Source organism: Bradyrhizobium sp. LB14.3 (genome assembly GCF_040547985.1).
GTDB lineage: Bacteria > Pseudomonadota > Alphaproteobacteria > Rhizobiales > Xanthobacteraceae > Bradyrhizobium.
Map to the genome: position 1 here is coordinate 153,901 of NZ_JBEPQT010000015.1, position 20,791 is coordinate 174,691.

Below are 20,791 nucleotides of genomic sequence, written 5' to 3' on the forward strand. Positions count from 1 at the left end.
ACCGGCGAGGCCACCGGATCGCAGGTGCTCAGCGCAGGATCTGGCTCAGGAACAGTTTTGTGCGGGCGTGCTGCGGGGCCGCGAAGAACTCGTTGGGCGTGTTGGCCTCGATGATCTGGCCGGCGTCCATGAACACCACGCGGTTGGCGACTTCGCGGGCAAAGCCCATCTCGTGCGTGACGACCAGCATGGTCATGCCCTCCTCGGCGAGGTCGACCATGGTATCGAGCACTTCCTTGACCATTTCGGGGTCCAGCGCCGAGGTCGGCTCGTCGAACAGCATCACCTTCGGGTTCATCGTCAGCGCGCGGGCGATCGCGACGCGTTGCTGCTGACCGCCGGACATCTGCCCCGGAAACTTGTTGGCCTGGTGCGGGATCTTGACCCGCTCCAGAAACTTCATCGCCGCCTCCTCGGCGTCCTTCTTGGGGATGTTGCGCACCCAGATCGGCGCCAGCGTGCAATTGTCCAGCACGGTCAGGTGCGGGAACAGGTTGAAGCTTTGGAACACCATGCCGACTTCGCGCCGCACGGCGTCGACGTGCTTGAGGTTCGGCCCGAGCTCGATACCGTCAACGACGATCTCGCCCTCCTGGAATTCCTCCAGCGCGTTGATACAGCGGATCAGCGTCGACTTACCCGAGCCTGACGGGCCGCAGATCACGATGCGCTCGCCCTTGCGGACCTCGAGGTCGATGTCGCGCAGTACGTGAAACTCGCCGTACCATTTGTTCAGGCCGGAAATCTTGACGATGGAGTCGGACATGGTGAGCTCGATCAGTTGCGGCGGTGAGCGTTGAGGCGGTGTTCGACGAAGAGCGAGTAGCGCGACATCCCAAAGCAGAAGATGAAGTAGATGATCCCGGCGAAGGCAAAGCCGGTGAACGCGGTCGACGGCGACGACCATTTCGGGTCCGAGAACGACGCCCGCAGCGAGCCCAGGAGATCGAACAGCGCCACGATCGAGACCAGCGAAGTGTCCTTGAACAGCGAAATGAAGCTGTTGACGAGGTTCGGAATGACGTGGCGCAGCGCCTGCGGCAGCACGATCAGCGAGCTCGTCTTCCACCAGGACAGCCCCAGCGCCGCAGCCGCCTCGCCCTGCCCGCGCGGGATCGCGGCCAGCCCGCCGCGGACGTTCTCGGCCTGATAGGCGCCTGTGAACAGCGCGATGCCGATCAGCGCGCGGACGAGGCCGTCGACCGTGAAATTACCGGGCAGGAACAGCGGCAGCATGTAGGTGGCGAAGAACAGCACGGTGATCAGCGGCACGCCGCGCCAGAACTCGATGAAGGCGATCGAGAATATCCGGATCAGCGGAATGGTCGAGCGTCGCCCAAGCGCCAGCGCAATGCCGATCGGCAGCGAGGTGACGATGCCGGTGACGGAGACCACCAGCGTCACCAGAAGCCCGCCCCACAAATTCGTCGTGACGATCGGCAGTCCGCCGTGATCGAGCCCCATCAGCTCGATGACGATCGCGATGGCGACGAAGGTCGCGATGCTGGATGTCAGGGCCCGCACGCCGGTGCGAACGCCGCCGCCGAGAACGAAGGCGATCAGCGAGACGATCGCGGCCGTGATGGCGAAATCGACCCAGACCGACTGGCCTGTCCCCTGGAGCTGGTCGCGCAGCCAGGTCAGCGGAAAGATCAGCCAGTAGATCGCAGTACCAACAAGCACGATGAAATTGCCGACGACCCACAACAGCGGCGCGGCAGCGGATGTCTTGCCGAGACCGAGCAGAGCCTGCCCGGCGCCGATGATGCTGTCGTCGAACAATTGCAGCAGGTCGGCTGTCGAACTCAGGCCAAATCCCTTGATGCCGCCGCCGTGCAGCAGAAAGAATGCAACCACTGGAAACGCGAAGAAGAACAGGCCGGCGTTCAGGCCTTTCGACGGCAGCCGCGGAATGAGCAACGGCAACAACAGGACCACCGCCAGGACGAGCGTGAGGTTGACCCGCCAGCGTTCGGCCTCGGGGTAGAAGCCGTAGATCAGTTGCGGCAGCTTGGCCTGGATATAGGGCCAGCAGGCGCCGACCGCAAAGCCGGCGTTCTCTGCGAGGCAGGCCGTGCGATCCTTGCCGGTCCAGACTGCATCGACTACCAGGAACCTGACGGAAGGAATGATGGTGAACCAGAGCAGCAAGGCGCCGACGATCGTAAGCAGGACGTTGGTCGGCGAGTTGAACAGGCGCGTCCGCACGAGGCCGATGAAGCCCGTGGTCTTCACCGGCGCGGGGCGCTCATCGAGAAGGTCCTGGCGGACGAAGCTGGGCGAGGCGATATCGCTCATGCGCCGAGACTCCGGCTGACGCGCCAACCGTAGACGCTCATGATGGCGCTGGTGATCAGCGAGATCAGGAGATAGACGCCCATCGTCATGGCGATGATCTCGATGGCCTGCCCGGTCTGGCTCAGCGACGTGCCGGCGAACACGGAGACGAGGTCAGGATAGCCGATCGCGACGGCCAGCGACGAATTCTTGGTGAGATTGAGGTACTGGTTGGTCAGCGGCGGAACGATGACGCGCATCGCCTGCGGCACGACGACCAGGCGAAGCGTGGTGCCGCGGCTCAGGCCCAGCGACGATCCCGCTTCCATCTGTCCGCTGTGGACGGAGAGGATGCCCGCGCGCACGATCTCGGCGATGAAGGCGGCGGTATAGGTCGACAAGGCCAATGTCAGCGCCACGAACTCGGGGATGATCCGCGAGCCGCCCGCGAAATTGAAGCCCTTGAGCTGCGGCAACTCGAAGGTGAAGGGCAGACCTGATATCAGCATGGTGACGAGCGGCAGCCCGAACAGCAGTCCCAGCACATAAGGCCAGATCCGGATCATCTGTCCCCGCTGAAACAGCGCCCGGCGCGCATAGACGCGCAACGCCAGCGAAGCCACGATGCCGAATACCAGCACCGCCAGGAACGCCTCGAAGCCGCTCTCGCCGATCGGGCGGGGAATGACGAGGCCGCGATTGCTGACGAAGGCGATGCCGAACAGCGAAATGCTCTGCCGCGGATTGGGCAAGGCCGCGAGCACCGCCAGGTACCAGAACAGGATCTGGAATAGCAGCGGCAGGTTGCGGATCACCTCGACATAGATCTCGCCGACGCGCGCCACGAGCCAGTTGGGCGACAGCCGGCACAGCGCGACGATGAAGCCGATCAGGGTAGCAAAGACGATGCCCACCACCGAGACCACGAGCGTGTTGAGAAGCCCGACCACGAACACGCGCAGGAACGTGTCCGAGCCGGTATACGAGATCAGTGTCTGATTGACATCGAAACCGGCATTGTTCCCGAGGAAGCCGAAGCCGGCGGCAATATGCTGGTTCTCGAGGTTGGCGCGGGCGTTGGAGACGATTTCATAGGCAATCCAGCCCAGGACCGCGGCGAAGGCAAACTGGACGGCGATGCCGTTCCAGCCTGTCTTGCCGCCCAGCACGCGCCTGATCTTCAGCGCGATCTGGGGCGGCGGTTTGCGAGCCTCGGTGCTCATCGCCGCTGCCAGTGGGTCAAGCGGGATCAGCGGATCGGCGGCGCGTACTGGAGACCGCCCTTGTTCCAGAGATTGTTGAGACCCCGATTGATGGCGAGCGGCGAGCCCGCGCCGACGTTGCGGTCGAACACTTCGCCGTAATTGCCGACGGCTTTCACGATGCGCACCACCCAGTCCTTGGTCAGGCCGAGCTGCTCACCGAAATTGCCGTCGGTGCCGAGGACGCGCTTCATCTCCGGATTTTCCAGCTTCGCCTTCTCGTCGACGTTCTTCGCGGTCACGCCGAGCTCTTCGGCGGTGATCATGGCAAACAGCGTCCATTTCACGATGTCGAACCATTGGTCGTCGCCGTGGCGCACCATCGGTCCGAGCGGCTCCTTCGAGATGATTTCCGGAAGCACCATGTGATCGCCGGGATTGGCAAGCTTCAGGCGGTTGGCGTACAGGCCCGACTGGTCGGTGGTGAAGACGTCGCAGCGTCCGGCCTCATAGGCCTTGACCGTTTCGTCGTTGGTGCCGAATGCGATCACCTCGTACTTCATGTTGTTGGCCTTGAAGTAGTCGGCGAGATTCTGCTCGGTGGTGGTGCCGGTCTGGACGCAGACCGAGGCGCTGTTGAGCTCGAGCGCAGAATTCACCTTGAGCGACTTCTTCACCATGAAGCCCTGCCCGTCATAATAGGTCACGCCGGTGAAGTTGGCGCCGAGCGAGGTGTCGCGCGAGACGGTCCAGGTGGTGTTGCGCGACAGCACGTCGACTTCGCCGGATTGCAGCGCCGTGAAGCGGTCCTTGGCGGAGAGCGGCACGTACTTGACCTTGGTCGGATCGTTGAAGATCGCCCCGGCGATCGCGCGGCAGACGTCGACGTCAAGCCCGGTCCAGTTGCCCTTGTCGTCGGGCGAGGAGAAGCCGGGCAGACCCTGGCTGACGCCGCAGGACAGCATGCCCCGGTCCTTGATGGTCTTGAGCGTTTGCGCATCGGCGGCTTGGGCAGTCAGGCCGGCGGCGAGAGCAAGAGTGAGAGCCAAGGTTACGCGTTTCATGGGCTTTAGGCCTTTCAAAGTCGTCTCAAGGTCTGGAACGTTGTCTTTGGGATCGTCTCTGCCAGGGCTAGCCGTATCAAGACCAGCCTTGCAAGAGTCATGCTGGAAAACCAAGAATCATGCTGGAAAACCTTGCCGATCACTCGCCGATCCCGGGAGGCCCATATCTTAATCCCCGCCGAAAGGCGCCCGCCGTTATGGCTGTGGCGCAAGGCCCGGTCAGGCGATGGATCGAAGCTCGCGGCAGGCCCCTCAACATGCAGCGACTGAATAGCACGTACGCATCTCAGAACGACTGGCGAGCCGGGTCAAGGGGTTGACGGGACTCTTCTGTGTTCTGTTATTAACGAGGGCGGCCCCCGGCCGTCCCGTCAGGCGCCGAGCGCCGAGCGGAAACGCGGTTTTGAAAGCAGACGCATGGATTCCTCGCACCCCTCCGAACAACACGCCGAGACCCGGCTGGTCACCTCCGGCCGCGACACCAAGGCGCAGAAGGGGTTCGTCAACCCGCCGGTCTTCCACGGCTCGACCGTGCTCTATCCGACCGCCGAGGACCTGCATGCTCATCGCGGCGAGTTCCAGTACGGCCGGCACGGCACGCCGACCACCCGAGCGTTCCAGGAGACCCTGATGGCGCTGGAGGGGCCGCAATGCGCCGGGGTCGGCATCGTGCCGTCCGGGCTGTCGGCGATCTCCACCACCCTGCTCTCGGTGCTGAAGGCCGGCGACCACATTCTGGTCTGCGACAACGTCTATCGGCCCTCGCGCAATTTCTGCCACGGCATGCTCACCCGCTTCGGCATCGAGACCACCTACTTCGATCCGATGATCGGCGCCGGCATCGACAAGCTGTTCAAGCCCAACACAAGCGCGGTGCTGGTCGAGGCGCCCGGCTCGCAATCGTTCGAGATGCCGGACATCCGTGCCATCGCAGAGGTCGCACATGCCCGCGGCGCGCTCGTCATCGACGATAACACCTGGGCGACGCCGCTCTATCACCGCTCGCTCGAGCAGGGCGTCGACATCAGCATGCAGGCCGCCACCAAATATATCGGCGGCCATTCCGACATCATGTTCGGCACCATCTCGGCCAATGCCAAGGCCTGGCCGCAGATCGCCGAAGGCATCCGCCTGCTCGGCGTCTGCGCCGGCCCCGATGACGTCTTCCTGGCGCTGCGCGGCCTGCGCACGCTGTCGGTGCGCCTGGCGCAGCATCATCGCTCCGGGCTCGACATGGCGCGCTGGCTTGCGAGCCGTCCCGAGGTCGCCCGCGTGCTGCATCCGGCGTTAGAGACCGATCCGGGCCATGCGATCTGGAAGCGCGATTTCACCGGCGCGTCTGGCCTGTTCAGCATCGTCTTGAAGCCGGCGCCGCAGAAGGCGGTCGACACCATGCTCGACACGCTCAAGCTCTTCGGCATGGGCTTCTCCTGGGGCGGCTTCGAGAGCCTGGTGATTCCCTTCGATTGCGACACCTATCGCACTGCCACGAAATGGTCGCCGGGCGGCCCCACGCTGCGTCTGCACATCGGGCTCGAAAGCGTCGACGACCTCAAGGCCGATCTCGATCGCGGCTTCGCTGCCCTCAAGGCAGCAATGTGAGCCTGCTCACAAGGCATCGCGCCTCGGGACGCGGCAATCGCGCGCCGGCGGACGCGTCAACCCGCGCCGGGGGAACGTGCAGCCGACGCAAACGTTAACGCTGATGCGCCAACAAGGGGTTTGATCCGCTGGCGTTTGGCGTTAGCCTCACCGATCGACTCTAATCCGGACTCGGAGTATGGGAACGTTGGTTCTGCTCGATCTGATGGGCGGCGTTGCGCTGCTGCTGTGGGGCCTGCACATGGTCCACAGCGGGATTTTGCGCGCCTTCGGCCCCGATCTGCGGCGACTGCTGGGCAAGGCGCTCAGCAACCGCTTCAGCGCGTTTGCCGCCGGTCTCGGCCTCACCGCCCTGCTCCAGAGCAGCACGGCAACTGCGCTGATCACCAGCTCGTTTGCGGCCGAAGGCCTCGTGAGCGTCGCCGCCGCGCTCGCCATCATGCTGGGGGCCAATGTCGGCACGACGCTGATCGTGCAGGTGCTGTCGTTCAATATCGCGGCCGCCGCACCCGTCCTGTTCGTGTTCGGGCTCGTCGCCTTCCGCGCCGGCCCGCGGTCGAGGATCAAGGATATCGGCCGTGTCCTCATCGGCCTCGGACTGATGCTGCTGTCGCTGCACATCCTGCTCGACACGCTGGCGCCCGCGGAGAACGCGCCGGGTGTTCGTGCCATGATGTCGGCGATCACGGGCGATCCCGTGCTTTGCATCGTCATCGCCGCGCTCGTGACCTGGGCGGTACATTCGAGCGTCGCCAGCGTGCTGCTGATCATGTCGCTGGCGTATTCGCAGTTCATCACCCCCTATGCTGCGCTGGCCCTGGTGTTAGGGGCCAATCTTGGCAGCGCCATCAACCCCGTGTTCGAAGGCGCCAGGCGCGACGATGCCGCGAGCTACCGCCTGCCGGTCGGCAATCTCGTCAACCGCGTGATCGGGATTGCACTGGTACTGCCGTTCCTCGGCACGATCGCCGAGCACATGCATGCCTGGCAGCCGGATCTCGCCAAGATGACGGCGGCCTTCCACATCGCCTTCAACGTCGGCACAGCCGTCATCTTCATCGGCCTGCTCGACACCATGTCGCGTCTCCTGACCCGGCTGCTGCCCGATCGCGTCAAGGAAGACGATCCGGCCCGGCCGCGCTATCTCGACGAATCGGCACTGGAGACGCCGTCACTGGCGCTCGCCGACGCGGCGCGTGAGGCCTTGCGCATGGGCGATTTCGTCGAGGTGATGCTGCGCAAGGTGATGGCGGCGATGATGACCGGCGACCGCGCGCTGGTCGACCAGGTCTCTAAGTCGGACAATGTCGTCGACGGCCTCGACGAAGCCATCAAGCTCTACGTGACGAAATTGATGCGGGGCAGCCTCGACGAGAGCGAGGGCCGGCGGGCGATGGAGATCATCTCCTTCGCCATCAATCTGGAACATATCGGCGACATCATCGACAAGAGTCTGAGCGAACTCGCCACCAAGAAGATCAAGCGCCGCTTTCAGTTCTCGCCCGAGGGTGCCGAGGAGCTCGCCGCCTTCCACAAGCGCACGATGGACTCGCTGCGCATCGCCTTCGGCATCTTCATGTCGGGCGACGCCAACGAGGCGCGCAAGCTGCTGGTCGAGAAGACGGCGCTGCGCAACACCGAGCTTGCCGCAGTCGAGCGCCACCTCGACCGCCTGCGCGAGGGCCGCCCCGAGACCCTCGAGACCACGTCGCTGCATCTCGACGTGCTGCGCGATTTGCGCCGCATCCATTCGCACATCTGCTCGGTCGCCTATCCCGTGCTCGACGCGGCGGGCGAGCCTTATCGCAGGCACGAAGCAGATACCGCCGCCCTGCCCGCAGCAGGTGCGGCGTCGGCGTTGCCGCGCTAGTCGCCTCGGATCAGCGCTCCAGCGTCTGTGAGCCGCGGCCGCGGTTCTTGATGATCAGCATGATGTTGCGGATATAGATGATGGTCGCGAGCGCCTGGCCGAGGATGATGACCGGCTCGCGCTTGACGACGCCATAGACCAGCGTCATCAGCCCGCCGCCCATGGAGCAGAACCAGAACGCCATCGGCACCACGCTGTTGCCGGCGCGCTCGCTCGCGATCCATTGCACCAGAAAGCGCGCGGTGAAGAACAACTGCGCGACGAGGCCGAACGCCAGCCAGAAATCGAACTTGGCGACGAAGACGTCGTAGAGATAATTGTTCAACGCCTGACCGTACTGGATGATCATGCTTGCACCTCAGACACATCTGGCGTCGGCTTCTTGCGGCGGATCAGCCACCACACGCCCACGAGATCCATGATGCCGATCCACAGCCGGTCGAAGAAACCGTAATTGGACACGCCGGAATGGCGCGGCCGGTCGATCACGTCGACATAGGCGATCTCAAAACCCTCGCGGCGCACCAGCGCCGGCAGGAAGCGATGCAGCCCGTCGAAATAGGGCATCATCAGGAACACCTCGCGCCGGAACGCCTTCAATCCGCAGCCGGTGTCGCGCGTACCGTCCTTCAGGATCGCGTTGCGAACGCCGTTGGCGACGCGCGACTGTAATTTCTTGAAGCCGGTATCCTTGCGGCCGACGCGTTGTCCCGCGGCCAGTCCGACCTTGCTACCCTTCTCGACCGCCGCGATCAGGTCGGGCAGGAAAGCCGGATTGTTCTGGCCGTCGCCGTCGAGCGTCGCCACGATGGGGCCGCGCGCGGCGCGCACGCCGCTGCGCACTGCCGCCGATTGACCGCCCGATTTGGCATGACGAAGCTGCCGCAGATTGTCCCGCCGCTGCATAATGGCAGCGAGCCGGTCGCCGGTCGCATCCGTCGAGCCGTCATTGACGTAGATGATCTCATAGGCCCAGCGGCCATCGAGCGCCGCGCCGATCTCCGCGATCAGCGGTGCGATATTGTCGGCTTCGTTGCGCACGGGGACGACGATGGAAACCGAAGGCTGGGACGACAAATCGAAGCTCGTGGTTGGAATGGGCTTGGCTCGGGAACCGGCGGTCCCGGCAGGCAGCCGCTTTTATGGGGCGGATGCCCCGTGGGCAACCCTTTTGAGGTGGCCCGAGACCGCCCCTGCAAGCGGCACAATGGTGCCGTCGGAACGGATGGCAAAGCCGAGCCTGCGGGCCGCGAACCAGTAGCGCACCGCCATGGCGCCGACCATGCCGACCAGGGCGCCGGCCACCACATCACTCGGGTGATGCGCGAGCAGCACCAGCCGCGTCAGCAGGATCACGATTGCGTAAGTGAACATGAACACGCGCAGGCGCGGCCACAGCGCCGACACCGCAAACGCCAGCGCGAACGCCGTCACCGCATGACTCGACGGCAGGCTGGCATAGGCCCCCGTCCCCTCGAACGGGATGAAATTGAACGGATTGGCCTTGCCGCCGACGAACGGACGTCCGCGACCGATGAGATATTTCAGAATCTCGGCGACGAATACGGACAGGGCAACAGAGAGAAACATGAACTGCAGCCGCGTGCCGAGGCCGAGCAGTAACGTGCGGCGGGTACCGTGCCATCCCGCTGCAACCAGCGCCAGGACCACCAGCGCCCCCCCGAGCACCGAGAGCACATACTCGTCCTTGCCGAAATCGGTGAGGATGCGGATCGGCCACAGGCCGGGCGCGCCACGCGCCGGCATCAGCTGGATCTCGGTCTGATCGAACGCGAGCATCAGCACGATGACCAGGGCTGCGCCGGCCGCGCTGAGCCATAGCGAATGCCGCGCCAGCTTTCGTGCGGCCTCGGCGCGGCGCGAATGCGAGGGCGTACGCACGAGTTGCGCCAGGGCGCGCCCCGACGCCGCGAGCAATTGCGCGGGATAGCTCGGGCGCGGCGCGATGTCGGTTGGTGCCGGCATCCTACTCGGTGCCATCCGAGCGGAAGATCGAGATCGAGATCGCGCGCCCTTGCGAAAAATTATAGCCGTCGATGCGCGTGCCAACCTTGTAGCGCAGCCCGATCGCCTCGGCGCGCTGCACGAAGCCGCGCTCAGAACGCTGCTCGACCAGCGCGAAACGGCAGCTCCCTTGCCGCAGGAAATCCGCCGCGCCCGAACCGTCGGTGAGCAGCGTCTGCGTGCCGGTCAGGAAGACGAGGCTGGGCTCGTGATAGCCGGCCGCGGCCGCCTTCGGCCCGACGCAGGTGACGTTGCGAAGTGCGCGTGCGACCTCGATGCTCGGAAACACCGGCGTCAGCGACGGCAGCACGATGCCGTAGACCACGACCGCCAGCATCAGGGCTGCGACCAGCGCGTTGAGCAGCGAGCGTTCGGCGTGGTTGTTGTCGTGAAGCCACCAGGCGAACAGCCCGAAGATCAGCGAGGCCGCGATGAACGGCCAGGCCACGAAGGCCGGCTGCCGCGTCAGCATCACCGCGCCGACAACGGCGATGATCGAGCCGGCCACCGGAATCGCGAACCACCAAGCCGAGCCGCGCATCAACCAGGACCAAGACAGCACGCGCCGCTCCAGCGCGCCGACGGTGAGGATCGCGATCGCAGGGTACAGCGGCAGCACGTAATGCGGCAGCTTGGTCAGCACCGCCTCGAACACGATCCAGGACGGGACCAGCCAGGCCAGCAGGAATTGTGCGCCGGGCTCGCGCCGCGCGCGCCAGACTGCGGGCGCCGCCATCGCCGCCAGCGGCGCTCCGGGCCAGAACGTGATCCAGAACAGCACCAGGTACAGTCCAGGCGGCGCGCCGTGGGATTCCTGGGCGCCTAACTTGCTCAGCATGTCGCCACCGACGGAATCGGCGAAGAAGGCATCGCCCGCGCGCCAGAAGATCGCGACGAACCAGGGCAGCACCAGCACCAGCATCCACATCAGCCCCCAGAGCGGACGCAGCTTCCACAGCCAGGAGGCATCGCGGTCCTGGATCGCGAGCGCGACGATGGTCAGGCCGGCGAACATCAGGATCAACGGGCCCTTGATCAGGATGCCGACGGCGAGCGCGGTCCAGAAGATCGCGGGCCAACTCCAGGGCGGATGCGTCTCGTCCTCGGCGCGCTGCCACGACAGATAGGCCCGTGCCATCGCGCCCATGGCGGCGACCACGCAGAACAGCAGCATCGCGTCGGTTTTCGCGAGCCGTGCCTCGACGCCGAGCAGCACGGAGGCACTCATCAGGAGCGCGGCAAGCACCGCAGCGCGCCGCGTGACGAAGCCGAGCGCCGTCCAGTAGGTCATGAGCACGGCGCCGATCGCGCCGATCAGCGAGGGGAGCCGATAGACCCAGATGCGCAATTCGGCCCGCGGCAGACCGAGCGCCGACGCCGTCTCGACCGCGGCCGATTGCAGCCAGTAGATGCCGACCGGCTTCTTGTAGCGGACGTCTTCCTGGAAGCGGATGTCGACATAATCGCCGCTCTCGACCATCTGCTTGGTCGCTTGCGCAAAGCGCGCCTCGTCCCGGTCAACCGGTGGAATCGTGAAGAAGCCCGGCAGGAACAGCAGCAACGCGCAAACCAAAAGGAAGCCGACCGCGCGGGCGTGGCTGGCTGTGGCGATGTCGAACATGGACACGAGCCGGCTACCCGGATTCACCGGGGATTTCGGCTCGCGGGGAGCTCCAAAACGGGGTGTTGGGTAGGTCTCGGCCATTGGTTCCGCTTACGCTGAAACCGTTATTGCCACAACCGCTTGAGGCAGGGTCATTGAATTCGAATGACGACTGTGTCCGCGGCGCCCGTGGCGTCGATGACGGTCAGGCGCGCAAAGCCCGGACCGGGCGGATCGATCAGCCGCTGGCGCCGTCCGTCGATCTCGCCCAGCGCCGTTCCGTTAACCATGACGGTCATGGGCAGGACTCCGCCCGCGACCTTGACCGGCATGACCGCACCGCCCTCGCCACCCGAGCGATCGACATCGATCCGCGAGCCGTTCAGCGGGAACTGGATGTGCAGAGCCTGTTCGCCCCCAGCCCGTACCAGATCACCGACCGGGCGGAACCGCCGCAACGGCAACGGCAGCTTCGCGTTGCTGGCGACCAGGGTTCCCTTCGGTGGCTTCGGCAACGGGACCAGCGTCTTGCCGGTCCGGGCGAAGGCGTCGAACAGGATCGGCGCGGCGGCGACCCGGCCGATCAGGCCCGGCACCGGCGCGCCGTCGGGCCGGCCCACCCAGACGCCGATGGTCATGCGGCCGTCGAAGCCCATCGACCAGGCGTCGCGGTAGCCGTAGGAGGTGCCGGTCTTGAAGGCGATGCGGTTGTGGGCCGCGTTCTCCGGCGGCGGGGTGCCGAGCAGCACATTGCCCACCTGCCAGGCCGCGACCTGATCGAGCAGCCGCAGCGGCTCGCGGTCGTCCCCGTCAGCCATGACCTCGCGCAGCGGCTTGGTGGTGCCGAGCCGGGCGAAGCCCGCATAAAGCTGGGCGAGGTCCTGCAGCGTCACGCCGACACCGCCAAGGCCCATGGCAAGTCCCGGCGCCTCGTCCTTGGGCAGCACCAGATTGCCGCCGGCCTGACGCAGCCGCGATGCCAGCCGGCTCGCGCCGACGCGGTCGAGCAGGACGATCGCGGGCACGTTCAGCGACATCTGCAGCGCCTTCTTCACCGGCACTGTGCCCTGGAAAGTCATGTCGAAATTTTCCGGCGCGTAGGAGCCGAAGCGCACGGGCCGATCGTCGATCAGGCTGTCGGGATGAACAAAACCGTCCTCGAAGGCGAGCCCATAGATGAACGGCTTCAGCGTCGAGCCCGGCGAGCGGATGGCACGGGTCATGTCGACCTGCCCTGCCCGGCGCTCGTCGAAATAATCCGCCGAGCCGACGCGCGCGAGCACGTCACCGCTCTCGTTATCAACCACGATAATGCCGACCGAGATGCTCGGCCCCAACGCAATGGCGCGGTCGCGCGCCAGCGGCTCCAGCACCTTCTGCAGGTTGGCATCGAGCGTCAGCTTGATGACGGGCGTGTCCTTGACCGTCGCCAGCGCCGTATCGGAGGCGTGCGGCGCCAGGATCGGCATCGGCTTGCGCAGCTTTGGCACGGGAACGGCCTTGGCCTGCGTCGCGTCGTCGAGGCTGATCTGATGCTCCTCGACCATACGGTCAAGCACGCGGTCACGCGCTTTGCGCGCCGCATCGGGATAGCGATCGAGCCTGCGGGTCTCCGGCGATTGCGGCAGCGCGACCAGCAGCGCGGCCTCAGCCAGCGGCAGCCGCTTCGGCTCCTTGCCGAGATAGGCGATCGAGGCGGCGCGAATGCCTTCGAGGTTGCCGCCGTAAGGCGCGAGCGCGAGATAGAGATCGAGGATCTGCTCCTTGCTCAAGCTCCGCTCGATCTCGATCGCACGAACCATCTGCCGCAGCTTTGCGTAGAGCGAGCGCTGCCGCCGCGGCTCCATCAGCCGTGCGAGCTGCATCGAGATGGTCGATCCACCCGAGACGATGTGGCCGCGCGTGGCGAGTTGTAATGCGGCCCGCCCGAGCGCCAGCGGGTCGATGCCGTCATGGGCGTAAAAACGCTGGTCCTCATAGGCAAGCAGCAGCTTTAGATAAGTCGGATCGACGTTCGCCTTCGTCTCGACCGGCAGCCGCCAGCGCCCGTCCGCCATCGCATAGGCGCGCAGCAGCTTGCCGTTGCGGTCGACGATGGTGGTGGAGACCTGGCGGGCTTCGTCGAAGGGCAGCGGGCCGAGGGAGTAGACCCAGGCGACGAAGCCGACGACGGCGAGGATGAGCGTGAGCGCGAGGCCGGAGAGGAGGCGATGGCCCCTCCCCCTTGCTCCGTCATGGCCGGGCTTATCCCGGCCATCCAAATGGTCTCTCACCACATCACTCATCTCGCCATCACTCACTTCGCCGCCCGCACCTCGACGGTGCCCGTCCCGGTGCGACCGTAGCGCGAGGGATTGTACATGTCCTCGACATAGGCCTGCGGCAGCACGTATTTGCCGGGCGAGACCACACGCACGACATAAGCCACCGTGAAGATCGCCTTGGAATCCGAGGCCCGATCGACGGCCGCCGTGAAGCGGTCGTCGCGGAACTCGGTATCCTCGGGCTCCTGGCCGTCCTCGATCCAGCCCAGCGTGCCGCTGTCGCCCGACGACACCAGTTTTGGATTGTCGATCTCGAGACCGGCCGGCAGATAGTCGGACACCATGATGTGGCCGTACTCGGGCTTCTCCTCGGTGATCTTCAGCACAACAGCGAAGCGGTCGTTCTGCTTGACCTTGCTGATATCGGCCGGCTTGCCGTCGAGCGTGAAGAAGTTGCGCTCGATCTTGAAGCCGTTCGATGCCGCAGGCTCGGGCGTCACCGGCGAGCCCGACACCGAGATCACGGCCTGCACCGGCGCGTCACCGGTGTTGGTAATCTTCAACGGCTTGCCTTCCAGTGTCGTGGCCTTGTAGCTGCGATAGAGCGCGGTCTTGACCGGCTGGCCATCGACCTCCATCGACAGGTTCTCCTTGGCGAGCGCGCGCGCCGCCAGCACCAGCCACGCATTCTCCTGCGTGGAGGTGTAGGGCGTCAGCCCGCGCGCGGTCTCAACCCGCGTCACCGCCTGCGTCAGCGTCGCCTTCGGCGCGTTGCCTTCGCTGGCAAGCGACACCAGCGCTGCGGCATCGCGGAGCTGCGAGCCGTAATCGGTGCGGCCGAATTCCAGCACGGGCTTGGGCGCAAGGCTGTCGAGGGCTGCGCCATAGACCCGTTCTGCGCGGTTGCGGTCGCCGACCAGCGCGAGCGCGGCCGCGAGCTGCGACTTCGCGATTGGCGTCGCGAGGTTGGAGAGCTTGGTGTCGGCGAGATAGCGAAGATCGCCGATCGGCGCTGCACCGTTGCGCGCGAGCACGTAGAGACCGTAAGCGAGGTCACGGCCGCCATCCTTCTCCGGCTCATTGCCGTTGACGACCGAATTGCGAATGCGGTCGAGTGCGGTCTTGAACAGGACATCCGGCACCACAAAGCCCTTTTCGCGGGCCCGGGTCAGGAAGTCCGTCACGTAGGCATCGAGCCAGGCGTCGTCGCCGCCGGCCGACCACAGGCCGAACGAACCGTTCGAGCCCTGGCGCGCCAGCAGCCGTTCGATGGCATCGCGGATGCGCTGGTCGACCTCGGTATCCATGGCCAGATGCGCGCCCGTAGCGAGCTCGTTGACATAGAGCAGCGGCATGGCGCGGCTGGTGATCTGCTCCGAGCAGCCATAGGGATAGCGGTCGAGCGCTTTGAGGATCGTCGCCGCATCGAGCGCGGTCGACAGGCTCGCCGAGACCGAGACACTGCCGGTGCCCGGCACGAGATCGGCGAACATGTCCGAGGTCAGCGTCAGGCTCTCGCCCTTCGCCAGCGTCCGGATCGAGCGCCGCGCCAGCACCTGGGTCGCCGCCTTGACGTCGAGCGCATAGTGGCGCGCCAGCGCCAGGCCATTCGGTCCCTTGATGTCGACGTCGAGCGTCGCCTGCCCCGCCGCGGTCGCGTCGACAGCGAGCGTGAACGAATTGCGCTGCTTGGCGGCGAGCTTCACCGTGGTTGCGGGATTGCCGGTCGTCTTCACCGGGCCGCCCGTCTTGACGTCGATGACGTAGTCGCCGGCCTGCCCTTCGACATTGTCGATCTCGAGATTGACCGTGCCGTGGTCGCCGTTGAGCAGGAAGCGCGGCAGGGTCGTGGTCAGCACGACAGGGTCGCGGATCACGATGTCGATGTTGGCGCGGCCCAGCTTGGCCGCGGTCCACGCCACCGCCATCACGCGCGCGGTGCCGGCGAACTCCGGAATGTCGAAGCTCACTTCCGCTGTGCCGTCGGCGGCAACGGTGACGATGCCCGAATAGAGCGCGAGCGGCTTTTGCGCGGGCGGCGAGCCCTGGAGCTCGGCGGAACCGGCGTCGCCGCCGGACTTGATCTGTCCGCGCGTGCCCGACATGCCGTCGATGAGTTGCCCATAGAGATCGCGGATCTCTGCGCTCAGGCGGCGCTGGCCGAGATAATAATCGTCCGGCGCCGGTGACTTGTAATTGGTGAGATTGAGGATGCCGACATCGACCGCGGCGATGACGATCTTGGCGTCCTCACCCGGATTGAGCCCGTCGAGCTTGACCGGGATCTTCAGCATGGCATTCGGCCGGATCAGCGCCGGCGGCGTCAGCTTCACCTGGAGTGTGCGGGTCTGCTTGTCGATGCCGAACCATTTCAGGCCGATCGCGCGACCCGGCATGCGCTGCGCGGCCGCATCGAGCGGACGGCGCAGCGTCGCCACCACATAGGCGCCGGTGCCCCAGTCCTTGCCGACCGGGACCTTCACCTGCGCGGTGCCCTCCTTGACGTCGATGGTCTGCGTCGTCAGCAGGCGATCGCCGAGCACGTTGACGGTCAGCTTGCCGGCGCTGCGGACGTTGACCGACACGGTCATGGTGTCGCCCGAAGCGTATTGCGGCTTGTCGATCGAGGTCTCCAGCAGGTCCGGCGTGTCGGCGCTGCCGTCGGAATACCAGCCGACGTCGAACTGCACCGAGGTCACCGGGCCGTCGGCGTCGTTCGACTTCACGTCCAACCGGTAGCGGCCTGGCTGCGGCGTCAGCGAAATCCGCGACGGCTTGTCGGCGGCAACGGTGACGTCACCGTCAGCGACGCGCGACGTCGACTTGACCGGCTCGTATTCCCAATAATTGCTCTGGCGATACCATTGGTAGCGCGACTCCATCTTCAGGAGCTCGTAGCGCAGGCCGTCGCGGCGAAGCCTCTCGCCCGCGGGCGAGACGAACACGACTTCGAACTCGGCCTTGTCGCCCTCCGCGACGTTCTTGTCGCCAAACAGCGGCTTGATGCCGATCATGGCGGCCACGGGTGCGACCGGCAGCACGATCTTACGCTCGACGGCGCGGCCGCCGGTCTCGACCATGCGGACGAAGATCTGCGCTTCCTGGGGACGCGTCGAGGCCGGCTGCTTGTCGAGCGTGACCGGGAAGGTTGCAACGCCGTTGGCGTCGGCCGCGGGCAGGTTCTCCAGCGGCGTGCGCTCGTTCGAGGTGGTCTCTTCGTCGGCGACGCCGAACTGGTAGCCGGCAAAGCCCGGACGTTCCGATGCGGGCGCGACCAGCATGTCGCCTTCGAGCGCCAGACTCGAGGCCGGCGCGCCATAGAGGAAATGACCGTCCGCCTTAATCTCCACTGGAGCGTTAGCTTTGATCAACTTGTCCTTGGCAGACAAGTCGAATTCGATCCTGTCGGGAACGTAGTCCTCGACCATGAAGGTGGTCTCGCCGACCGAGGAGCCCTTCGGGTCGGTGAAGGCGCGCACCCGCCAGGTCCCGGTCGGCACGGCCGAGTTGAGCGGCACGGCCAGCGTGCTGCCGCCGGCGCCCTGGTCGGACAGCACAGCGCGGCGGAATTCGACGCCATCAGGGCGCTCGATCACCAGGGTCATCGGCCCGCCGGTGACCGCATTGCCCTGCCCGTCGCGGAGCAGAGCGGTGAGATAGACGGTCTCGCTGGAGCGGTAGACGCCGCGCTCGGCATAGACGAAGGCGTCGGCGCCCGCAGGCACCGCGCGGCCCGAAACGCCGCGGTCGGACAGGTCGAATGCGGAGGTCTTCAGGCTGAGGAAGGCATAGTCGGCCTTCTCGCCCGTGACCGTCAGCATCGCCGGCGACAGGCCGCCCTCGCCGCGCGCAAGCCCGGCCTCGAACAGCACATGGCCGCTGTCGTCGGTCTTGCGCGTCGCCAAAATCTCGTTGTTGCGCGCGACCAACCGCACCTCGGCTTTGCCGACCGGGTCGGTGGACGCCAGCGAATTCACGAACACGTGGATGCCGTCATTGCCGGAATAGGCTGCGACGCCGAGGTCGGAAACGATGAACCATTGGGTTGCGAGTTGGTAGTCCTCGTCCGAGCCCGGCCCCTTGGCCGCGGCCGTCATCACGTAGACGCCGGGCTGGAGTTCGCCGAGCGCCTGATCGACCGGGAACGCGGTGGTGACGTCCTGGTTCAGCGTCATCGCGGTCGCGAGCTCGCCGGTCCAGACTTTGACGCCGCGCTCACCGCCGAGGTCGCTGAGCTGATACTTGGACAGCGTCTTCTGGAAGTCGCTGTCCACCACCGTGTTGATCAGATTGCGGTCGCCGATCCGGAACACGTTGATATTGACCGCGGGCGTGTTGACGCTGACCACGGGAATGCCGCGCTGGCCGGTCCTCGGCAGCACATAGGCGCGGCTGTTGAAGCGCACGAACGGTTTGCGGTCGCGCACATAGACGTTGAACTCGGCCGATTTCGGCAGGCCCTCCTTCACGGTGGACGGCAGGCCGGCGCGCAGATTGATGTTGTAGCGTTCGCCGTGCTTCAGCCCGTCGACGCAGAGCTGCTTGCCCTCGGCCGACAGTGCCGGCTTGTCCTGGCCCGCCAGCGCGAGGTACGGCGCAAAATCGGTTCGCTTCGCCAGTTCCTCCGAGAACTGGAAGCAGGCGCGCGGGCTCGCCGAGTCCGAGTCCACGGTGTAGTCGAGCAGCCGAAAACCGTGCTCGTCGCGCATCTTCTCATACTGGCCGCGGACGTCGGCGACCTCGCGCATGTCGAGCGACAGCCGCAGCGCATCCAACGACGGCCGCCATAGTTTTCGTTCGGACAGCGACTTGCCGAGCACGGCGAGCGCGTCGGCCTCCTCGCCCGGATTACCGGTGCGCTGATAGGCGATGTAGGCGGCGGTCGAGGCGCGCTCCAGCAGGAAGGTCTGCTCGCTCGAGCTCTTCGGCGTGATCTGGAAGATGACTTTTGCCAGGCGCAGCCAGTTGCCGGCATCCTCCGGCGCGGTCGCCGCGATCTGGCCGAGCACCAACAGGCCGGTGCGATAGTCGTTGCGCCGGAAGGCAGCATCGGCGTCGGTGCGCAAGCTCGCGCCGGTCTTGGCGACCGGCCCCGCCTCGCCCTTGATCTGCGCCTCCAGCTTGATCGCGGAATCGGCGAGATCGTCGCGCTTGAAGGCCTTGTCGGCGGCCTGCGCTACGCTAAGGCCGAACGCCAGCGTGGCGCAGAGTGTGACGGCGCGAACAAGACCGATCATGGATGGACTCCCGGAAATCGCGGACGAACGCCGCTTGTCGCATGAAATGCGCGGAAAGGTGACGGACTCAAGGCGATGGAACCAAAGGTGCAAATCGTCGTATTCGCCATGACTAGGCAAGCCCAGAGGAGACTGATCGAGATACCGCCGCGCACGCCGTCCTGATGGCGCAGCAATACCGGACCAGTCGACCGGCGGCCGTGTCCCGGAAGCTAGTCAGCGTTCCCGGCGATGTGGTCCATCGTCCAGTCCGCTGCCGCTCAACCCGGCCCCCTAACACCCCACCGTTCCGCTTTGTCGCGGCTTCGAGGAAAACGGTTCGGTTCAGGCTTGGCTAAAGACGATATTTTTCATAATGGCATGGTAGATGAACAGCTGGCCCCAAACCAGGGCGGCTAAAAACGGTCCCGTAGCTCAACTGGATAGAGCATCAGATTTCTACTCTGAGGGTTGCAGGTTCGATTCCTGCCGGGATCGCCAGTCGGCTTTTGCTACCAATGACTTCAATGATTTGCGGGCACTTTTGCCTAACTGCCTAGGTGGGTTAGGCAATTTGATATCGAATCCTGCTTGCAGCTTCGTCATTGCCGTCGCGGCCAAACCCTTGCGCTCAGCGGCGCGGCAATAGCGCTCGATTTCGCGGATATCGGTGTGGCCTGTGATGGACATGATTTCGAGGGCTGTGCAGCCAGCCTCTGCAAGACGACGGCACGCAGCTTTGCGGACTCCATGCGGTGACGACTTCGGAGGCAGGTCAGCGTCAGCCGCAGCTTCGCTAATCCACGCGGAAAACGCTTTCTCGCTTCGAGCGCGGCCGTACATGGTTGCGATGAAGGCCGGACCGTCCTTCGGGCACTCGGCAATGTAGCGGGCCAAGTCGGCGTGCACCGGGATGCAAAGCTCAACGTGGCCTTGGCTCTTCTTGGTGGTGATAACGAAGCCGTCCTTCGTCAGGTGCTTCCAGCCAAGCCGCACGGCATCGGAGCGGCGCAGGCCGGTGTGAAGCAATACCTCGAAGGCAAGCCGCAGCGGCGTACCAACATGACGCTTGCGGAATGCGGTGATGTCCCCCTCCGTCCACGTTCTGTGGCCCGTGGTCTTAAGCTTCACGCGCTTGGCGACAACAACCGGGTTATCGCTGCGCATCCCGGCCGACACCGCGTAATCCATGACGGCCTTCAGACGCTTCCGGAAATTGCTCGCGGCAGACGGCCTGTCGGCCATCTCGTCGATGAGGTTGTTGACGTGCCTGGCCTGAATGCCAGCAATCGGCCCCTCGCCGTGCTTGTCGACGAAACGATTCAGGACGTTGCGATAAATGGTTTGCGTGCTCTCGGCCAGCGCCTTGAATTCGGCGCTCCCGTAGTAGCCCCGCACAGCAGCAGCAATCGTGCCGGCCTTGATACGCCGCACCTCCGGCGTTGGCTCGTCGGCGCTCATAGCAGCGCGATAGGCCGTCCAGAATTCCGGGGTGTAAAGAGGCGCAGGCAAGGCAACTTGCGACCTGCCCGGCCGACGCAGATAGACGCGCGGCTGCCCGTGCCTGTCCAGATACTCGTTTACGTATTTGGGTTTCCGCTGCCGCATTGCTTATCCCAATAGTCGTCGTTTTCGTTCCCGACCGAAACACCATCGAACAAGCGGTCG

13 protein-coding genes and 1 tRNA gene are annotated in these 20,791 nt (G+C 65.3%); 3 read left to right on the forward strand and 11 right to left on the reverse strand.

The annotated features are described in order from the left end of the window. Positions 1-28 precede the first annotated feature (28 nt). From ABIB00_RS25175 to ABIB00_RS25190, 4 genes are read right to left on the reverse strand one after another with little or no spacing between them, the layout of a single operon-like run. Entirely contained in the window at positions 29-766 is a 738-nt protein-coding gene (locus tag ABIB00_RS25175; protein ID WP_249811694.1) for an amino acid ABC transporter ATP-binding protein, read from the reverse strand. Between the two features lie 11 nt (positions 767-777). Continuing rightward, entirely contained in the window at positions 778-2,298 is a 1,521-nt protein-coding gene (locus ABIB00_RS25180) for an amino acid ABC transporter permease (RefSeq protein ID WP_354050620.1), read from the reverse strand. Further along, entirely contained in the window at positions 2,295-3,500 is a 1,206-nt protein-coding gene (locus ABIB00_RS25185; RefSeq protein WP_354050621.1) for an amino acid ABC transporter permease, read from the reverse strand. Before ABIB00_RS25185 ends, ABIB00_RS25180 begins: the two co-directional genes overlap by 4 nt. A gap of 26 nt (positions 3,501-3,526) precedes the next feature. Further along, positions 3,527-4,543, reverse strand: a complete 1,017-nt coding sequence (locus tag ABIB00_RS25190) for an amino acid ABC transporter substrate-binding protein (protein ID WP_354106223.1) — start codon at positions 4,541-4,543, stop codon at positions 3,527-3,529. A 417-nt stretch (positions 4,544-4,960) separates the two neighbouring features. Between ABIB00_RS25190 and metC the strand changes: the two genes are divergently transcribed. Both metC and ABIB00_RS25200 read left to right on the forward strand, forming a co-directional pair. Beyond that, positions 4,961-6,145, forward strand: a complete 1,185-nt coding sequence (gene metC, locus ABIB00_RS25195; RefSeq protein WP_354106224.1) for a cystathionine beta-lyase — start codon at positions 4,961-4,963, stop codon at positions 6,143-6,145. A 178-nt stretch (positions 6,146-6,323) separates the two neighbouring features. Further along, positions 6,324-8,015 (forward strand): Na/Pi cotransporter family protein, encoded by a 1,692-nt coding sequence (locus tag ABIB00_RS25200; RefSeq protein WP_247353461.1) that lies wholly within the window; start codon positions 6,324-6,326, stop codon positions 8,013-8,015. Between the two features lie 10 nt (positions 8,016-8,025). On the opposite strand, the gene ABIB00_RS25205 is transcribed toward ABIB00_RS25200, so the two are convergent. From ABIB00_RS25205 to ABIB00_RS25230, 6 genes are all read right to left on the reverse strand, one after another. Continuing rightward, positions 8,026-8,364 carry a lipid-A-disaccharide synthase N-terminal domain-containing protein gene (locus tag ABIB00_RS25205; RefSeq protein WP_247353463.1) on the reverse strand — a complete coding sequence of 113 codons (339 nt, stop codon included), beginning with the start codon at positions 8,362-8,364 and terminating at the stop codon, positions 8,026-8,028. Then, positions 8,361-9,092 carry a glycosyltransferase family 2 protein gene (locus ABIB00_RS25210; protein ID WP_354106225.1) on the reverse strand — a complete coding sequence of 244 codons (732 nt, stop codon included), beginning with the start codon at positions 9,090-9,092 and terminating at the stop codon, positions 8,361-8,363. Before ABIB00_RS25210 ends, ABIB00_RS25205 begins: the two co-directional genes overlap by 4 nt. Before the next feature lie 63 nt (positions 9,093-9,155). Then, a complete protein-coding gene (locus tag ABIB00_RS25215) occupies positions 9,156-10,001 on the reverse strand; it encodes a phosphatase PAP2 family protein (protein WP_247353467.1) in 846 nt (281 codons plus the stop codon). 1 nt (position 10,002) lies between these two features. Beyond that, entirely contained in the window at positions 10,003-11,745 is a 1,743-nt protein-coding gene (locus tag ABIB00_RS25220; protein ID WP_354106226.1) for an ArnT family glycosyltransferase, read from the reverse strand. Between the two features lie 50 nt (positions 11,746-11,795). Further along, a complete protein-coding gene (pbpC, locus tag ABIB00_RS25225; protein WP_354106244.1) occupies positions 11,796-13,904 on the reverse strand; it encodes a penicillin-binding protein 1C in 2,109 nt (702 codons plus the stop codon). A 35-nt stretch (positions 13,905-13,939) separates the two neighbouring features. Further along, positions 13,940-19,144: an alpha-2-macroglobulin family protein gene (locus ABIB00_RS25230; RefSeq protein WP_354106227.1), complete on the reverse strand. Its 5,205-nt coding sequence runs from the start codon at positions 19,142-19,144 to the stop codon at positions 13,940-13,942. Between the two features lie 403 nt (positions 19,145-19,547). On the opposite strand from ABIB00_RS25230, the gene ABIB00_RS25235 reads away from it, so the two are divergent. Then, positions 19,548-19,624 (forward strand) — tRNA-Arg (locus tag ABIB00_RS25235). Here the strand turns inward: ABIB00_RS25235 and ABIB00_RS39140 are convergent. After that, positions 19,583-20,731, reverse strand: coding sequence for a tyrosine-type recombinase/integrase (locus ABIB00_RS39140; protein WP_502917881.1), 1,149 nt, complete (start codon positions 20,729-20,731; stop codon positions 19,583-19,585). The genes ABIB00_RS25235 and ABIB00_RS39140 overlap by 42 nt on opposite strands. Positions 20,732-20,791: the final 60 nt, after the last annotated feature.

Bases quoted from the DNA above. Each gene is read 5' to 3' on its own strand.
- ABIB00_RS25175 (WP_249811694.1), bottom strand. From the start codon at position 766: ATGTCCGACTCCATCGTCAAGATTTCCGGCCTGAACAAATGGTACGGC.
- ABIB00_RS25180 (WP_354050620.1), bottom strand. From the start codon at position 2,298: ATGAGCGATATCGCCTCGCCCAGCTTCGTCCGCCAGGACCTTCTCGAT.
- ABIB00_RS25185 (WP_354050621.1), bottom strand. From the start codon at position 3,500: ATGAGCACCGAGGCTCGCAAACCGCCGCCCCAGATCGCGCTGAAGATC.
- ABIB00_RS25190 (WP_354106223.1), bottom strand. From the start codon at position 4,543: ATGAAACGCGTAACCTTGGCTCTCACTCTTGCTCTCGCCGCCGGCCTG.
- metC (WP_354106224.1), top strand. From the start codon at position 4,961: ATGGATTCCTCGCACCCCTCCGAACAACACGCCGAGACCCGGCTGGTC.
- ABIB00_RS25200 (WP_247353461.1), top strand. From the start codon at position 6,324: ATGGGAACGTTGGTTCTGCTCGATCTGATGGGCGGCGTTGCGCTGCTG.
- ABIB00_RS25205 (WP_247353463.1), bottom strand. From the start codon at position 8,364: ATGATCATCCAGTACGGTCAGGCGTTGAACAATTATCTCTACGACGTC.
- ABIB00_RS25215 (WP_247353467.1), bottom strand. From the start codon at position 10,001: ATGCCGGCACCAACCGACATCGCGCCGCGCCCGAGCTATCCCGCGCAA.
- ABIB00_RS25220 (WP_354106226.1), bottom strand. From the start codon at position 11,745: ATGGCCGAGACCTACCCAACACCCCGTTTTGGAGCTCCCCGCGAGCCG.
- ABIB00_RS25230 (WP_354106227.1), bottom strand. From the start codon at position 19,144: ATGATCGGTCTTGTTCGCGCCGTCACACTCTGCGCCACGCTGGCGTTC.
- ABIB00_RS39140 (WP_502917881.1), bottom strand. From the start codon at position 20,731: ATGCGGCAGCGGAAACCCAAATACGTAAACGAGTATCTGGACAGGCAC.